Genomic DNA, 15,468 nt, shown 5'->3' with positions numbered 1-15,468 from the left:
GGTAGTGATCGGGTATCGACGGACGTCAGGTGGTCGGCGGGGCTGGTTGCGGAGCCTCTGGTGGACGGAAACCGCTCGGCAGGGCGTAGGTGGGCAGCGGGTCACCGATGATGCGCAGCATCATGCGGTTGCCGTTGAACCGGGTTCTGCCGTGGAGCCAGCGATCATTGAGCAGGATGTAGCCGTGGCCCTCACGTAGGTCAATTGGAATGGTGTGCTGCTGGACGAGTGCGCGAAGTCGGTCGATAGAGGGCATGAGCATCGGCGCGAAGCGCGCAAGCTCGTCGAGGCGCAGCCGGACCGCTATCCGGCCTTCGGTTGTCTGTTCGAAGACCGCGCCAAGGTGGCCGGATCCTCCGCCGAAGTACGCGGATCGGGGCTGGGACAGCGCCGCGAGTATGGCGGGTTCGGTGCGGGCGATCTCGTCGTAGAGGTCGCGTCCGTCGACCAGATGAGTGCGTCCACCGGTCTGCGCCGGTCGAAGACATGCCAGCATCAGGACGCGCGGTGGCCGGCATACGGCCGATCCTTCGGTGTGGGGCCAGAGCGCCCGGTCGGTGAAGCCCGCCACGCTGGTTCTTCCGTCGTTGGGCGATGGCCGCTGGGCCATGGTGGTCACTCCGTCGGAGTCGCTGTCGCGGTGCCTGCGGATTTTGATCAATGCTCGGGCTGTACAGAGCAGATCGTCGCTCTCGGCTCCGCCGTGGAAGATCGTGGTGCCGTGCGTGGTAAGGCCACTCAGGATGCGAGCTGCGCTCCCCGGGTCGCATAGGTCGACATGGGGCAGGTCGTCGACGTCGCGCATCTGGTCACCTCCGGTGGGTCGCGTCGTCGGCGTTCACGATGGCTGCACCTACCGCTTGGTTCAAGTGACGGATTGTCAACCCGAGGCGCCCGATGTTGAGCAATGGCCGTGCTACGTTCCGGACGGTCCAGGTCCTGCGCTAGTGGAGGGAAGCTGGTCGATGAGCTACCAGCCGCATGTGTTCCCTGTCTCCGTCAAGGGCGTCGTGGTTCGCAACGGCCGGGTGCTGTTGCTACGCAACGAGCGCGACGAGTGGGAGCTGCCGGGCGGGAAGCTGGATCTCGGTGAGGAGCCGGCGGAGTGCGTGGCCCGGGAGATCGCTGAGGAGGTCGGCTGGCAGGTCACCGCTGGCCCGCTGCTGGACGCTTGGCAGTATCACATCCGCGACGGCGTCGACGTCCTGATCATCACGTACGGCTGCCACGTCGGCACCGACGCCGATCCGGTCGTCAGCCAGGAGCACAAGGAAGCCGGCCTGTTCACCGAGGCCGAGGTCGCGGCGCTGCGCATGCCAGACGGGTACAAGAGGTCCATCGCGACCTGGTACGCCAAGCTCAGTACCCGAGGTCATGTAGGCGGTCGACGATGCGGTGCGGCGGTTGCGGGGCGACGGTCGGCCGCTGGAGCGCGTCGCCGCTGTGCCCGGCTTGCCATGCCATCGCCGGTGCCGCCCTGCCGGTCCCTGTCCAGCGCCGTGGCGGCTCGGCCTTGTGGTTGTGGACCAGCGATACCGCACGGGCCGCGCTGGCCAGCGGCGATCTCGCGGTCATCATTCGCGCCTACCGGGCCGCGACCGGTGTGAGCCAACGGCGTCTAGCGGAGTTGCTCGGCTAGACCCCACCTACATTTCGATGATCGAAACGGGACGGCGGGAGATCAGCGACGTCGCCACCCGGCTACGTATTGCCCGCCACCTCGGCCTGCCTGCGCACGCGCTCAGGATAAGCGACCCCGACGACGCCGACTTCACCGCGATGCTCCAGTTCGGCGAGTCGACCATCCGCCTCGCCGCGATCGCACGCCAGTCCGGTCATGGCGCCGAAGCCGTCAACGAGCTCTGGCCGCTGGTCACCCGCTTGGGGAGCCGGGTCGCCGACGGGCATGTTGAGCGAGATGTGATGCTCCTGCTTGCACATGCCCGCGCCGAACTCGGCGTCTCACTCGGCCACGTCTTGCCCGAGGAGCGACTGGTCAGTGCCGCCCGATGGACCGGCCGGGCGCTGTGGCTGGCCGAACACCTCCATGACCAGGACCTGCTCGCCTTCACCCTCCGGGTACACGGCAACGAGCTGCGCAAGGTCGAACGGCACACCGCCGCCGTTGCCCGACTTCGACGCTGAGTGGAACTGGCGCCTGATCCCGACCGGGGTGCCGCCCTGGTACAGCTCGCCCGAGCAGCCGGCGAACTCGGGGACCCCGCCCTGTTCGACCACGCCATCACCAGCGCGTGGCGACTGGTCGACGCGAGACCCGGCACAGGGCTCACCAGCCTGCACGCCCTCCATGAAGTGCACTTGCGCGGGCTGGTCCACACACGTCGACCCGACCTGGCCACCGACTTGCTCGATCGCCACCGTATGTCCACCACCGCGATACCACCGCAATGGCAGGCGATCCTCCACGTCACCACCGGCGAGGTGCTCCTGGCCCGCGCCGATGCTTCCCAGGCCGAAGCGGCGTTCCAGGCTGCCATCACCATCGCCGAGGAGCACCGCCTACCTCACCAGATCCAGCGCACCCTCCGGGCCTGCACATCGCACCTTCCCGCTGTTGGAGAACTCGCGCGCCAAGCGCTCGAAAGGCTCCGCATCCCCGAGCCCAACCCGGCCGGCACCCCGGCACCAATAATCGGCACTATGCGCTGAGGTATCGGGCGGCAGGGCCCGTCGTCGGCTCACCACCTGGGGTTTGCGGTGTCGATAGGTGCACCATGTCCGCGTGGCGAAGACGGTGCAGGGCCGACTGACGAAGATCGAACGGGACCTGCTGGGCAACAAGCCCCTGCGCGATTGTCTGCGTCAGTGCGTCTCGCTCGGCGGCGACCTGCGTTCGGTCCGGCTGCGGGACTTGGCGATGAAGGAGTTGATGGGCTATCGGAGGGCGCCGAGATTCTCTCCTACCGCACCGTCAGCCCGATCTTGCTGGACGACGCCCAGACGTTCCGGCACCCCATCTCCGGCGGCGGCGTAAGCTGACGGGTGGCACGGCTACGCGTGCCCGCTCCGAGTCGTGCTGGCCCGCGTCCGGCACGGCGGCGAAGACAAGGTTCCCACCCGAATCGCGTAGCAGCGTTTCGCCAGGTCAGTCATGTACCGACGGCGGGACCGGACGTGGGACGTCCCGCGAGACGGAGCACATGATGACCCGTAACCGCCGCCGCAAGACCGCGATCCGCGCCCACCAGGCCGAGACCGGCAGCCGGTACATGGTGGCCCGCAGGCAGCTTGCCGAACCCACTTCACCGGCGTCAGCGCCCGTCGCTGAGCCACCCGCCGGAGTCGAGATCCTTCCTCCGCTGGCCGCCTGGAACAGGCCGCATGACTGTCGCTGGTGGGCCGAGACGACTGCCGCCCACGGGCCGCTGATGGCATTGACCATCAGCCGCGGCGACCGGTGGTGGGAGCTGGACGACTTGGCCCGGGAGGTCGCCGGAGCGCTGCAGGACCGCCCCACCCAGGAGCGAGGCCTCTGGATCAACCATGGCCGGTACTACGTGACCAAGCGGGAGCACCTTCCCGGCATCGCCGCAGCACTCGATGCCGCCGGCGCGCTGTCGCGGCTGACCGTCCGAGCCGTACCTGACGCAGCCCACTGCGAGCACGCCAACTGCCGCCGTCGCCGGGGAGAGCCGCCCGTTCAGCGCGCCGAATCGGCCGGGCCGGCCGAAGCACCGCCCGCCGTGGTGTTCGGGCCGATGCCGAGCCTTGCCGAGATCATGGAACAGCACCGGCTGCTGAGCTACTTCGGATTCGGTGTCTTCCCGAGCATCGGCCAGACGTATGCGCAGTACCGAGTCGAACTCGCCGCTGAACGCGCCAGGCTGGCTGAGCATGAGGAATCGGTGCAGGAGATCGCTATTTGGCTGCACGACAACGTCAGGCCGATCATGAAGCCCACGATTGGCAGCTACACCATGAAGCATGTGGTGGAGAACGCAATCGGCAGACACGTGTCCAACGGCGAGCTCATCGCCGCAGCCTTGATCGCTGGCTATCCCTACCGAGGCGACCACCCAAACGCCGACTTCGGCATGAGCGCCCGAGACGTCGACCGGCTCCGCAAGGCCGCACGCACTGCGTAAAACCGCGGTAGCCCAGACCCGCGGTCCATACGTAGAGCGGCGGTAGAGGTTCGGGGTCTTGTCGCGTTGTGGACGCTCGGCCAGCATCTGGCGCCCGGCGCCGCCACTGCCGGTGCTGACCCCGGCTCCGGCCGCGGACTGATCGGCCGTTCGGTCGACCAGAGCCCGGCACCCCGATAAGGGTGCCGGGCTATGCCGTCGTTACCGGTCAGGGCCTGCCGCTCAGGGTCGGCAGGCGGTGGTTGTCCATCGGACGCAGGACTCGGCCGATAGCCCCCTCGATCCGGCGGACCCGGTCGACGCTGAGGTCCGCGCGCAGCGGCACGAGCATCAGCCGGGTCCACTCGTCGGCCCGGCCGCAGCGCATGTGCTCGCCGATCCGGTCGCTGACCGGGTCCGAGCCGGAGCGGATGGCGCTGCCGACATACCGGATCCTGTTGTCCCGGTCGGCGGCCAGGTACACCCCGGCGGTGTAGTTGTCCCAGACCCCGACGGTCAGGACGCGCAGGACGGTCTCCGCGGCGGGAAGCCGGCGCAGCAAGCCGGCCCCGGCAAGGTCACAGGCGAGCTGGTAGGAGGGCGCGTCGAGGCGATGGCGGATCACCGGTCACCGTCCTCGGTCATCCGCTGGCGGCGACGGGCGGCCTTGCGGGCAGCCGCGCGCCAGTCGGCGATCATCTCGGTGACCTCGCTGAACAGCTCCATCGCCTGGGTCTGGTCGTAACCGCGGGTCTCGGCGAGCGGCTCGCCGTCAGTGCCCTTGACCTCGGCGACCGCGACCGCGGCGGTGTGCAGCCGGTCCAAGGCCGACTCGAAGCCGGTGAGCGCCATCGCGTACTGCTCCTCGGGCATCAGGACCGCGACGCCGGGGGTCGGCTGGTCGGCGATGTCGCGCAGAATCTGCGGAGTCAGCGGATCTGCGCCCCCGATCGGCTTGTCGACCGGGTCGGTGCGCTCCGGCAGGCGCTGCGGCGCCCGGCCAGCCCGGCCGTCCAGGACAATCTGGCACAGCTGCCGCAGGCCGAGGTCGGTGCGCCCGAGCGCGGCGATAATCTTCGTCGGCTCGGTCGCGCCCTCGGTCGCGCCGTGCTCGGAGCGCTCCAGCAGCTGGTTCTGGCCGGCTACCATGTGGTAGGACGCGAGGGTGGCCAGCTCAGCCCGCGCAGCGCTGCGCTTGTCGGTCCGCTGGACCAGGTCGACCAGCGCCGTCGCGAGCAGCTGCAGCGGGTCTGTGCGGGTGAGGGTGACGGTGCGCAGGTCCGCCAGGCGCCACGCCCGCTCGAGCGCGGACCGGCGGCGGGTCAGGCGCGGGTCGTTCGGCAGGCCGCGCAGGGCGACCTCGGCCGCGATCATGGACCGGTCCTCCAGCCGCGGCGCGACGCCGGTCAGGTCGGTGATCGCCTCGTTGACCGCGCGGGCCTGGCGGGTGTTCTGGTGCGGGTTGAGGGCGGAGCAGGCGAGGACGGCGATCTCGTCGGGTAGCAGGTCGTGAGCACGCCAGGTGCCGTCGAGGATGTCGCGGACCTGCTCGGGACTCAGGCCGGCGACGCTCGGCAGCAGGTCCTTGGCGTGCAGCTTGTCGACAGCGGCGTTCGCCTTGGCGTTCAGGTTCGTCGCCAGGGAGAACGGCATGGGCGGCGCCATGTGTAGGTGCGCGACGAAGTGCCGCCGCGCGAGGTGGAACGGCTCGCTGTTGCAGGCGATGATGATCCGCGCGTTCGGCATGATGGCGCAGCGGACCTTCTCAGCCTCGACGTCGCTGGCGTCGTCGGAGATGGCCCATTTCGCGATTTGATGGTGCAGGGCGGTGGCCTGCCGCGACTTGGGCAGCAGGTTGAACGCGACGTCCTTGAACATCAGCCGCAGGCCGCGGTGGGAGCCGACGCTGCGGCCGTACCCGTCGGTCGTCTCGAACCGGGTGACGTCGCCGAGCTCGGTGGTCAGCCGCAGGAAGCTGAGCCAGCCGGGCGTCTCAATCCCCCGGTCCTTGATCGACTGGATGTGCGGGTTGTGCTCGGCCATGTCGGCGATCTGCGGACCCATCGCCTCGATCAGCGCGGTCGAGTTCATCTCGAACGTCAGCAGCGCCTGGCCGTTGACGGACCCGAACCGGGGCATGTTGATGTCGCCGTGCGCGTGCTCACCCTCGAACCGGATGTTGTCCGGGCTCGACATCACGTGCCACATGAAGATGTCGGTCTCGATGTAGGTGAACACCTCGGTGCCGAAGCGCTGGGTCTTCTTTTCCCGCAGCGCACGGCGCAACTGCTGCACGTCCGGAGAGGCGTACGCGAGCAGCGTCGCGGTCTCGCTGGTCAGGCCGGCCTCGATGCCTGCGGTGATGGCCTTGTCGTACACGGCTTGCGACGCGGGCGGGCGGATCCGCTCACCGATGACGCGGTGGGAGACGGTGGAGGGAGAGTCCCCGAAGTCGTCGGGGTTCGTCAGGTTGACGGACACGCTGAGCTCCTTTTCCGGGCTCCTTCGGTGCACCTGACACCGCCGTGGCGTCAGGCTCGGTAAGGGCCGGGCTCGGTCCGTCCCCACCTGCCCCAACCGGCCGTCTGTGGCCGTCCTGGGTGTGTGGCCCGCGATCATCGCGTGGAGGTCCTTCAGGACACTCGCCGAGCTGGGACGAGTGGAGCCTTGGTCCGGCCGGGTCCCTTGCGGGCAGCGGTCGAACTGGATCAACAGGAGATGATGCGGCTGTTGCGAGAGCTAAGGTACCAGACATGTCGATGCCGCGATAAATGCGACCTTGCGGGCGCCGTCGGTGTGGGGCACCTCGACATCAGGCCCGGACCTCGTTGTTGAACCACCGACTACTTTGCGCCGCCGAGGGGCAAGCACCCCGCCCGGCCGTCCGAGTTCACAGAATCAACGGGCCCACGGCGTAGCGATCCGGCGCGGAAACCCCGAGCGGATCCCGACAACGACGCTCCCGATAGATGGCTTGCCTAGTGAAGGCCTTGTAGCACAGCACCTACCGGTTGGCGATGACCTCGATCAGCCGCAGGACCACCTCGGCTCACCGCGGCGCGTCGGCAACGTCGTCGCCGGTGATGCGTGGATCGCTTGCGCGCCCGGCTGGATCGGCATGCCGGGATTGACCAACGTGTCGAGCAGGGCCGCGCCGGTGTGCGCGGCGATGACGGCGATCTCGATGACCGCGTCGCCGCTTTTTCGGGCGGGTGCCGGGAAGTGCTGCCGCGTTGCCTTGTGGGGCAAGGCGTTGACGGCCAAGGGCGGTGCGCGACATGTCTAGCGCCGGCCCTTGGCGTTCCTCCTCCCCACGCACGTGGGGTGCTCCGCCGTTCGAGCTGCTATGACCGGCGACCCGCACGTCCTCCTCACGCACGTGGGGGCGCTCCGGCCAGCTGCGGGGACTCCAGTCGCTGCGGGCCGCGGCAATGCGTTCAAGCCGGTCGCGAGTGGAGTTCACCAACCGATCGATCCGAGCGAGCGGACGCCGACGAACGCCCGCCGAGGGCCGTATGGGAGCCAGGCAACCATAGGCGGGAGCGCCGTGCTCCCAATCTGCTCCCAATTTAAGGGGCGACAGCGAAGAAGCCCGTTACCAGTGATTCCGGTAACGGGCTCCTGACCTGCATACATCTACGGTGGGCGATACTGGGATCGAACCAGTGACCTCTTCGGTGTGAAGCAGGACGCCGCACGGACTTTGACCTGCGGAAACGAGAAGCCGCAGGCAGGGGTGGGTGCAGTTGCGCACCGTTGGGTGCCGTTCGGTGCGGTTGAGGGCCGTTCAGTGCACCCTGTTGCTCCCAACCTGCTCCCCCAATCCCGGGCCCGTGACCGGGTTGCTGCAGCCAGGCTGGAACGGGCGTCCTACAGGTCGTTCGTCAGACATCGTGGCCGCTTGCCCGAGCGGCCTTGGCTGGCGTCGGCGCCGGTTAGCCGCGCCCCGCGTACCGCTCAGACCACCGCCGGCTGGGCTTCGGTCGCCACCCTGCCGACCAGCACGATCCGCTGCGGGTCGAGCAGGAGGCAGCACGTGACGAGCCAACGGGCCAGTTCATCGACGCGCTGGCGAAACTGCTCGCCGGGCGTCCAGATCGCCTCGGTCGTGACCAGCGAGCCGTACACCGGTAACCGGATCGAGGTCAAGATCCCGTTCAGCGTGCTGCCCGACAACATCTACTCCGGAGGACGGGGGCGCGCCGGTCAGAGCGTCGCAAGCACCCCGGCCAGAACGACCAGGCAGCACCCGATCTCGATCATCCCGACCTGCACAGGGCGCAGTCGGCGTGCCGGCAGCAGCGCGGCCCGGAGCAGGAGCAGCAGGAAGACCGGACCGAGCAGCACATCCAGCAGCCAGACCACGGCGGCCAGGCCGAGCGCGTGGTATCCGATGGAGAGACGGAGGAAGCGACTGTCACCGCGTTGCCGGATCATCGTCTTGACATAGAGGACAGTGCCGAACAAGTAGAGCAGGAGCACTGCGAAGGCCGGGGTGACCCGGGTGACGGACACACCGGCGATGGTCGCCGCGACGAAGACCAGCAGGCAGCTCTGCCCCACCGAGGCCAAGTCGTTGAGCAGTGCCCGTTCCCGGCGATGCCAGGCGTATCCGGCGTTGACCGCCAGCAGCGCGGCGTAGCCCGGGGCGTACCAGAGGACAGCGGGCCGGGCGAGCGCTACAGTCGCCGCGAGCGGCGCCGCCAGCAGGCCGTACACCAGCAGCTGGGGGGTGAAGCGGCTCGGCCGACGGCTCTTGATCGCCTGGAAAGCGTAATACGACAGCAGGTAGCCGGTCAGCCAGGCGCCGAGCAGCGGCAGGTGCGGCCAGCGCGGGCCGGCCAAGGCCACCCCCACGGTGTACGGCAGCAGGAGCATCGCCCACGCGCCGTGCTGGGGTGGGACGAACTGGCGCACGCGGCGGCGGCGCGTTACCGGGCGGTCGGCTACGACAGCGGTGTTCATGGTGGTCACCGGACCTCGAACAGGCCACGGGCGCCGCGCTCGGCGTCGACCATGGCGTGGCTGACGAACGGGTAGTGCCCGGCTGCGGGGAAGACCGTCTCCACGAAGCCGCCGCCGGCCGGGGTGAGGGACAGCACCTGGGCTCCGCCGGGGTCGGTCGGCCGGTTCTCCCAGTGCCCCTCCCGGTAGACGGTGTCGAACTGGGCGCCGACGATGTGGAACGAGCTGTCTCGGTTGGGGCCGGCGTCGAGCAGCCAGACCCGGACCCGTTCACCGGCCCGGGCGGGCAGCGGACGGTGCGCGTACTGGGCGGGGTAGCCGTTGAAGACGACGGCGTCGGGGCGCTCCGCCTGCATCGCGGCCAGGTCGCCGGGCTCGCCGTCCGGGCCGAGGTAGAACTCGGACTGGACGAGCACGTACTCGCGATCGACGCGGGGCAGGTCGGGCGGGTCGACGATGACCGCACCGTACATCCCGTTGCCGATGTGGTGCAGCATCGGCATCGTCGAGCAGTGGTACATCCAGATGCCGGCACGGGTCGCGGTGAACCGGTAGGTCAGCCGCTGCCCGGGGTCGATCGGGCGCATCACCTCGTCCGGGGCGACGGCACCGGCGTGGAAGTCGATGCCGTGGTCCAGGGTGCCGTCGTTGACCAGGGTGATCTCGAAGGTGTCGCCGACCCGGCCGCGCAACACCGGGCCGGGCACGGTTCCGTCGAAGGTCCACAGCCGCTGCCGTACCCCGGGCGCGACCTCCTGGACGACTTCCCGGACGTGCAGCTCACGCCGGTGCAGCCGGCCGGGCGGCACGGGCGGAGCGGTGGCGTCCCGGGCGACGAAGGCCGCGCCAGGGTCGGCCATGGCATCGAGGCGCGGCCTCGCCCCCTCCGTCGCCGCGGCCGTCCCTGTCGGAGCGGCCACCGTGGCCCCCGTCGGGACGATCCGCAGTGTCATGCCGGCCTGCCGGTGGGCGGGCAGGGAGCACCAGCCCTCCACCGTCGCCCCGATCACGCCGGCGTCCAGCCGGGCGTCGCCGCCCCGCGTCAGCAGCGGTGTCCTCGCCCCGGAGGCCAGGACGAGGTCGTGGCGGCGGTTGTCCCGGTTGGTCAGCTCGATGACCAGTCGATCACCCCGGGGCACGTCGATCCGGTCGGGGTGGAAACGCATGCCGTCGGCGACCACGGTGACCGTGGTGGTGTGCCCGGTCGGGGTGACGGCGGTGGCGGCGGCGGGGGCGGGTACGTCACCGGAGACGCGTTGGGCGGCGACCCCGACGAGGACGGCGACGAGGACGAGGGCGAGACCCGCGGCTGCTCCGCCGAGCGGGCGGGGCACGGGGGCGTCGGTGCGCGCGGACACGGGTTACCTCCGGGCGGTGAGCAGGACCCGCACGGCCGGCACGAGGAACTGCACCAGCGCGGCGAGGACCAGCAGTGAGGTGGTGAGGCGGACGAACAGCGGGGTGGGCAGGACGAGGACCAGCAGGGCGGCGTTGGTCATCGCGACGCGCTGCGGGCCGCGCCGCTCCAGCAGGGCGGCGCGGCGGCGCACCGGCGCGGGTCCGCCGCCGAGCACCACGGGCAGCAGGTGGGTCAGGGCTCCGACGAGGACCTGGGCGACGAAGCCGACCAGCAGCGGGAGCAGCACCGCACCGAAGCGGTCGGCCGCGCCGGCCGGGTCCGCAGCGGGCAGCAGCGTCGCGGCGTCCACGGCGAGAGCGACCATCAGCCAGCCGCCGGCCGCGGCGAGCGACCAGGACGCGAACGCGTACGGGGGGCGGGTGCGCGCGACGGCCAGCGCGGGGCGCAGGGCGATCAGCGCGCCGAGGGCGAACAGGCTCAGCCCGGCCGCGGCGACCAGCCGCCACCAGGCGAGCAGGCCGACGCCCAGCAGGACCAGTCCGGTCGTCGCCACCGGCAGCGCGACGGTGGCGGCGCGGACCGCACCGTCGGCCATCCGGGTACGCAGCACGGTGGGCCAGAGTGTCAGCAGCGTCCCGAGGACGGTCAGCGTCACCCAACCGAGCAGGTTCACGTGCGCGTGGAACAGCAGCAGCCGGGGGCGCAGCGGGTCGTCGATCACCAGCATCCCGGCGCCGACCGGCACGCCGGCGAGCAGGGCCACGGTCGCCGCCAGGTAGTAGCGCACCGTGACGGAGAACCGGGCCGGCAGGGCGCGGCGCAGCCGGCGGGTGAGCGCGACGAGGTGGGCGGTCACCGCGACGAAGACCAGCGTAGCGCCCGCCACGCCCAGCCAGGGGCGGTCGGCCGTGCCGCCGGTCAGGACCGCCAGCACGCCCACGTTGAGCGCGGCCAGCCGGGCCGCCTCGGCGCGGCGGCGGTCCGGGGCGGGGGCACGCAGCACGGCGGCGGCGAAGTGGGCGCTCCACACCACGACGGCGTTGCTGACCGCACCGAGCAGCAGCAGGTGGATGGCCGTCCAGCGCCACGCCGGGAGGAACGGATGGACGAAGGCGAGCACGACCAGCCCGGCCAGGTAGGCCAACGGCAGCGCAGCGACCCGACGGTGCCAACCGGCCCGCCCAAGGCCCGCCGCCACGGCCGGAGCGGTCACCGGGCCGAGGGCCGGGGCGGCGGGACCGGCCGACGCGACTGCCGAGACGGTCGGCCCGGCCCCCGGGCCCGAGGACGCGGTCGGGGCGGAGTCGCCGCGGGTGCCGGCCATCACCGCACCGCCGGCACGACCGGCGGGACGACCGCCGTCCGGGTCCGCCGCCGGGCGGCGCGGACCAACGCGGCCACCACTCCGCCGACGAAACCGAGCACCGCCAGGACGTTGCCGACGCCGCCCCAGCGCCACCCGGCCGGCACGCCGAGCACGTCGCCGACCAGGACCCGGATCGTCAGGGTGGTGTGCAGCAGGGCGAGCGGGGCGTACAGCCACGGTCCGTAGGGCAGTGGGCGGCGAAGCACCGCCGGCAGGATCACCGGAGCGTGCGCGAAGATCATCGACATGGTGAAGCCCAGGAAGACCAGGTGCAGGGCGGCGTCGTAACGGGAGCCGCCGGTGACCGGCCCGGCGCCGGCCCACAGCAGGCCGGCCAGCGCCAGCCAGGCGTACCCGGTGAGCAGGCCGACCGCGACGTAGCGGGGCAGGCCGACGGCGCGCACCGTGCGGCGGGCGACGTCGCAGACCACCAGCCAGGCCACCGTCGCGAGCAGGCCGACCCCGAAGAGGTACGCCCCGACGGCCGGCCAGAGCGCGGTGGCGGTGGCGCCGGCGGTCAGCATGCCGAGGGCGGCGAGGAACCAGCCGACGCCGTGCCGGGGCAGCGTGAGGTGAGCGAGTTCCAGACGCTCCCCGGCGATGGTGGCCACCACGAAGGTGGCCAGCCAGGGCACGATCTCCGGCACGCTGAGGCCGGCGAGCCAGAGGAGGGTGGCGGCGTACCAGCTCAGCGCGCCGGTGACCTGGGCCAGCAGCGCCGGGCCGGGCTGCCGCCACCACAGCCGCTGGTAGATCAGCAGCAGCAGCACCGAGGCGAGCACGAGCAGCAGCCGGCCGGGCAGGCTCGGCCCGGTCAGCACCAGCAGCACCGCCCCGGCGCCGGAGCAGGCGGGCGCGAGCAGGGCCCACCGGGTGCCGAGGGCCACCGCGCGTTCCAGCGCCACCAGGGTGCCGACGAAGCCCAGCACCATCAGCGGGCCGTGCACCTGCTCCAGCGGGACGTGAGGCGCGGGCACCGGCAGTCCGAGCAGCAGCAGGGCGGCGTAGAGACCGCTCACCAGGGCGAAGCCGCCCGCCGCGAGGACGGGGAGCCGCCACTGTACGGCGACCGGCCGTGGGTTCATGCCGGCTCTTCGGTGATATTCGGCAGGGCCAGCCGCACCACGCAGGCGTCGGGTGCGCCGAAGGGTTCGAGCACGGCGCCGGCCGGTGAGGCACCGGCGTGTTCGAGCGTGCCGCGGACCACGCCGACGTGCAGGGCGCAGATCGCGTCGGGGTTGCGGTTGACCAGCTCCAGGAAGGGACAGGTGTGCAGGTGGATCTCGGTCGCCCCGTCGGCCGTCCGGTGTCGGCGGGGACTGAAGCCCAGCCCGCGCAGGACGTCGAGCAGCGTATCGACCGGCTCCCTGCCGGGCGGGGTGGCGGCGGCGAGATGGCGTCCCCAGTCCTGGCCGGCGCGGGTGGCCTCCGCCCGGACGTCTCCGTGGCCCCGCCGCGACAGGTGGTCGAGCAGTGCGGCGGCGAGTGCCCGGTACGGCGCGGGGGCCGGGGCCTCCGCGACGGCCACCCGGTAGCGCCACGCCGGCCGTCCGGGCTGGCCCCCACTGGCCCGCGCCTTGACCAGCAGTCCTGCGTCGACCAGGCGGTCGAGGTGGGCGCGGGCGGTGGACAGGTGCAGGCCCGTCCGCTCCCCCACCTCGGCGATCGTCATGCCGGCGCCGGCGGCGCGCACGAGCTCCAGGATCGAGGCCCGGCTGGCGGTGCCGAGAGCCCGGTGGCGCTGCGGGTCGATGGTCTCGCCGACCGGCCCTGTTCTCGGGGTTTCCACGTTAGATAACGTTACAACGTCGTTCAACCGCAAAACCCTGGAGGGTTCCATGTCCGCCTCACGCTCCCCGGCCGACCGCGAGGCCGCGCAGGCCGTCGTCCGGCACCACGCCCAGCTCGCCGCCGACCTCGACCGGCACGTCGGAAACCTGCTGACCGCGGCCGACCAGGGTGACGCCGCCGGGGCGCTCCGGCACCGTGACGAACTGCTCCGATGGCTCCGCGACGAACTGCTGCCGCACGCGCACGCCGAGGAGGATTCCCTCTACGCCGCCGCCGGTGAGCGGGCCGAGGGTGCGCTGCTGGTCCGGGGTATGCTCGACGAGCACCAGGCGATCACCGGCCTGGTCGCCGAGCTGGAGACCGGCAACCGGCCGGTACGCCTCGCCGGCACCGCGCGCGCCCTCGCCGCGCTCTTCGCCGTCCACCTGGCCAAGGAGAACGACCTGGTCGTCCCGCTGCTGGTGGACGCGGCCGACGTCTCGCTGGCGAAGTTGCTGGAGGGGATGCACGATCTGCTCGGCTCCTCGGAAAGCTCGAATGGCGGCGGTTGCGGCGGGGGTGGCTGCGGCTGCGGTGGTGACCGGGCACCGGCCGACGCGCCGGCCCCGACCCTCACCATCGATCCCCGGCTGGACGTCCGGCAGCTCCCGCACGACCAGCGCCACGCGCGGGTGCTGGCGGCGCTGGAGGCGCTGCCGGCCGGTGGAGCGCTGGTGCTGGTCGCCCCGCACGCACCCCGCCCGCTGCTGGCCGAGGTCGCAGCCCGCTACGGCGACGGCATGACCAGCGAGTGGCTGCAGGACGGGCCGGACGTGTGGCAGATCCGGCTCTCCCGCCGGCCGGTGACGGTCTGAGCAGTCTGTCGGTGCCAGGGCGGTGGGGATCAGGGCCCGCCGTCCCGGCGTACCGGGCCGTCCGGCCCTGCTGACGGAGGTTGCCGGTGCGCACGATGGAGTCGCCCACCCTCGTGGTCAGGAGACGAAGTGTGCAACTACTGCGGCTGTCGGGAGTTCCCGCTGATCGGCCGGCTCTCGGCCGAGCACGAGGCGATCGCGAACGCGGCCGGCCGGCTGCGCGGCGCGGTGCGGGCCTCCGGCCCGGACGCCCTGGTGGCGCTGGACGCGCTGCTGGCGCTGCTGATGCCGCACACCTCCACTGAGGAGGACGGCCTCTTCGTGGAGCTGCGGGCCGAGGGCAGCCTGGCCGGGGCGGTGGCGAAGCTCTGCGCGGAGCACGACGACATCCACGGCGTGCTCGGCGGCGTCGACCGGGCCGACCCGGACTGGCCCGCAGTGCTGGCCGCCCTGGACCGGCTCCACCGGCACATCGACAACGAGGAGCACGGTCTCTTCCCGGCCGCGGTGATCGCGCTGCCGATCCCGGCCTGGGACCGGATCACCCCGGCGGAGGCAGCAGCCAGGTGAGGCGGCCCGGATGTCGGCCGCTGCCGACGCCGCCCCGCGGCCACCGGCGGTGCGCCTCGGTGGTCTTGACCGGCACGGTCTCGCCGAGGTCGTAGAGAGCGTCGAGCACGTCCTCGGTCTGCCCGCGTCGCGGCCGCCCAGCGCGGCCCCACCCGGCCGGCACCAGGAAGAGCACGCTCCACAGTGGCCCCCGGTCCCGAACCTGCCCGGCGAGCGCCTCGCGGGTGAGGGTGGGCGTCCCGGACGGTGACACCGAGACGGCCGGGCCCCGCTCCGTGCCGCCGCCGGTGACCGCCCGACCGGGCCCGAAGTCCCGCCACGGACCCGCAGGTACAAAGCCGATGATCTCGGGACCTTCGGCCCGGTTTCCCGAGGTTGTACGTCGGCACCATGGCCAGGACGCCCTCGCTCGGGGTTGCACTCCGGCGCATCTGTCGAGAACGTGGGGCAGTACGGCCATCTATCGAAGGAATGAGG

15 protein-coding genes and 2 pseudogenes are annotated in these 15,468 nt (G+C 71.5%); 6 read left to right on the top strand and 11 right to left on the bottom strand.

The features are described 5' to 3' along the window. Nucleotides 1–25 precede the first annotated feature (25 nt). Nucleotides 26–805 carry a TauD/TfdA family dioxygenase gene (locus tag ABIH81_RS19245; RefSeq protein ID WP_349876271.1) on the bottom strand — a complete coding sequence of 260 codons (780 nt, stop codon included), beginning with the start codon at nt 803–805 and terminating at the stop codon, nt 26–28. Nucleotides 806–965: 160 nt separating this feature from the next. Between ABIH81_RS19245 and ABIH81_RS19240 the strand changes: the two are divergent. From ABIH81_RS19240 to ABIH81_RS19225, 4 genes and pseudogenes are all read left to right on the top strand, one after another. Further along, nucleotides 966–1,367, top strand: a pseudogene (locus tag ABIH81_RS19240) (NUDIX domain-containing protein); the annotation flags it as partial. A gap of 289 nt (nt 1,368–1,656) precedes the next feature. Continuing rightward, complete coding sequence (locus tag ABIH81_RS19235; RefSeq protein ID WP_349876270.1) at nt 1,657–2,145, top strand: hypothetical protein; 489 nt, start codon at nt 1,657–1,659, stop codon at nt 2,143–2,145. Beyond that, nucleotides 2,146–2,670: a hypothetical protein gene (locus ABIH81_RS19230; protein ID WP_349876269.1), complete on the top strand. Its 525-nt coding sequence runs from the start codon at nt 2,146–2,148 to the stop codon at nt 2,668–2,670. It begins immediately after the preceding gene. Nucleotides 2,671–3,161: 491 nt separating this feature from the next. Then, complete coding sequence (locus tag ABIH81_RS19225; RefSeq protein ID WP_349876268.1) at nt 3,162–4,106, top strand: hypothetical protein; 945 nt, start codon at nt 3,162–3,164, stop codon at nt 4,104–4,106. A gap of 208 nt (nt 4,107–4,314) precedes the next feature. Here the strand turns inward: ABIH81_RS19225 and ABIH81_RS19220 are convergent, their stop codons facing one another. The 9 genes from ABIH81_RS19220 to ABIH81_RS19180 form a co-directional block, all read right to left on the bottom strand. Beyond that, on the bottom strand, nt 4,315–4,710 hold the full coding sequence (locus ABIH81_RS19220) for a hypothetical protein (RefSeq protein WP_349876267.1): 396 nt from the start codon (nt 4,708–4,710) through the stop codon (nt 4,315–4,317). Further along, nucleotides 4,707–6,566, bottom strand: coding sequence for a hypothetical protein (locus ABIH81_RS19215; protein ID WP_349876266.1), 1,860 nt, complete (start codon nt 6,564–6,566; stop codon nt 4,707–4,709). The genes ABIH81_RS19220 and ABIH81_RS19215 overlap by 4 nt, the downstream gene beginning before the upstream one ends. Nucleotides 6,567–7,112: 546 nt before the next feature. Continuing rightward, nucleotides 7,113–7,349: a hypothetical protein gene (locus ABIH81_RS19210; RefSeq protein ID WP_349876265.1), complete on the bottom strand. Its 237-nt coding sequence runs from the start codon at nt 7,347–7,349 to the stop codon at nt 7,113–7,115. A 693-nt stretch (nt 7,350–8,042) separates the two neighbouring features. Next, nucleotides 8,043–8,234, bottom strand: a complete 192-nt coding sequence (locus ABIH81_RS19205) for a hypothetical protein (protein ID WP_318334667.1) — start codon at nt 8,232–8,234, stop codon at nt 8,043–8,045. Nucleotides 8,235–8,291: 57 nt separating this feature from the next. Continuing rightward, complete coding sequence (locus ABIH81_RS19200) at nt 8,292–9,050, bottom strand: YwiC-like family protein (protein WP_128138805.1); 759 nt, start codon at nt 9,048–9,050, stop codon at nt 8,292–8,294. A 5-nt stretch (nt 9,051–9,055) separates the two neighbouring features. Next, nucleotides 9,056–10,408 (bottom strand): multicopper oxidase domain-containing protein, encoded by a 1,353-nt coding sequence (locus ABIH81_RS19195; RefSeq protein WP_349876264.1) that lies wholly within the window; start codon nt 10,406–10,408, stop codon nt 9,056–9,058. Between the two features lie 3 nt (nt 10,409–10,411). Beyond that, the gene (locus ABIH81_RS19190; protein WP_318334669.1) at nt 10,412–11,734 is read right to left on the bottom strand and encodes a hypothetical protein; all 1,323 of its coding nucleotides are present in this window, start codon (nt 11,732–11,734) and stop codon (nt 10,412–10,414) included. Next, nucleotides 11,734–12,861 (bottom strand): hypothetical protein, encoded by a 1,128-nt coding sequence (locus ABIH81_RS19185; RefSeq protein WP_349876263.1) that lies wholly within the window; start codon nt 12,859–12,861, stop codon nt 11,734–11,736. Before ABIH81_RS19185 ends, ABIH81_RS19190 begins: the two co-directional genes overlap by 1 nt. Then, nucleotides 12,858–13,565, bottom strand: coding sequence for a helix-turn-helix domain-containing protein (locus tag ABIH81_RS19180; protein WP_013287107.1), 708 nt, complete (start codon nt 13,563–13,565; stop codon nt 12,858–12,860). Before ABIH81_RS19180 ends, ABIH81_RS19185 begins: the two co-directional genes overlap by 4 nt. A 49-nt stretch (nt 13,566–13,614) precedes the next feature. Between ABIH81_RS19180 and ABIH81_RS19175 the strand changes: the two genes are divergently transcribed. Beyond that, nucleotides 13,615–14,421 carry a DUF2249 domain-containing protein gene (locus ABIH81_RS19175; protein ID WP_013287108.1) on the top strand — a complete coding sequence of 269 codons (807 nt, stop codon included), beginning with the start codon at nt 13,615–13,617 and terminating at the stop codon, nt 14,419–14,421. 129 nt (nt 14,422–14,550) lie between these two features. Then, nucleotides 14,551–14,991, top strand: a complete 441-nt coding sequence (locus ABIH81_RS19170; protein WP_013287109.1) for a hemerythrin domain-containing protein — start codon at nt 14,551–14,553, stop codon at nt 14,989–14,991. A 49-nt stretch (nt 14,992–15,040) separates the two neighbouring features. Here the strand turns inward: ABIH81_RS19170 and ABIH81_RS19165 are convergent. Further along, nucleotides 15,041–15,250: pseudogene (locus ABIH81_RS19165) on the bottom strand (hypothetical protein); the annotation flags it as partial. Nucleotides 15,251–15,468: the final 218 nt, after the last annotated feature.

Source organism: Micromonospora sp. HUAS YX12 (assembly GCF_040215685.1).
In the GTDB taxonomy this organism is placed as follows: Bacteria; Actinomycetota; Actinomycetes; order Mycobacteriales; family Micromonosporaceae; genus Micromonospora; species Micromonospora tulbaghiae.
Note: the sequence above shows the minus strand (reverse complement) of the source record. Positions and strands in the feature narration are given on the sequence as shown.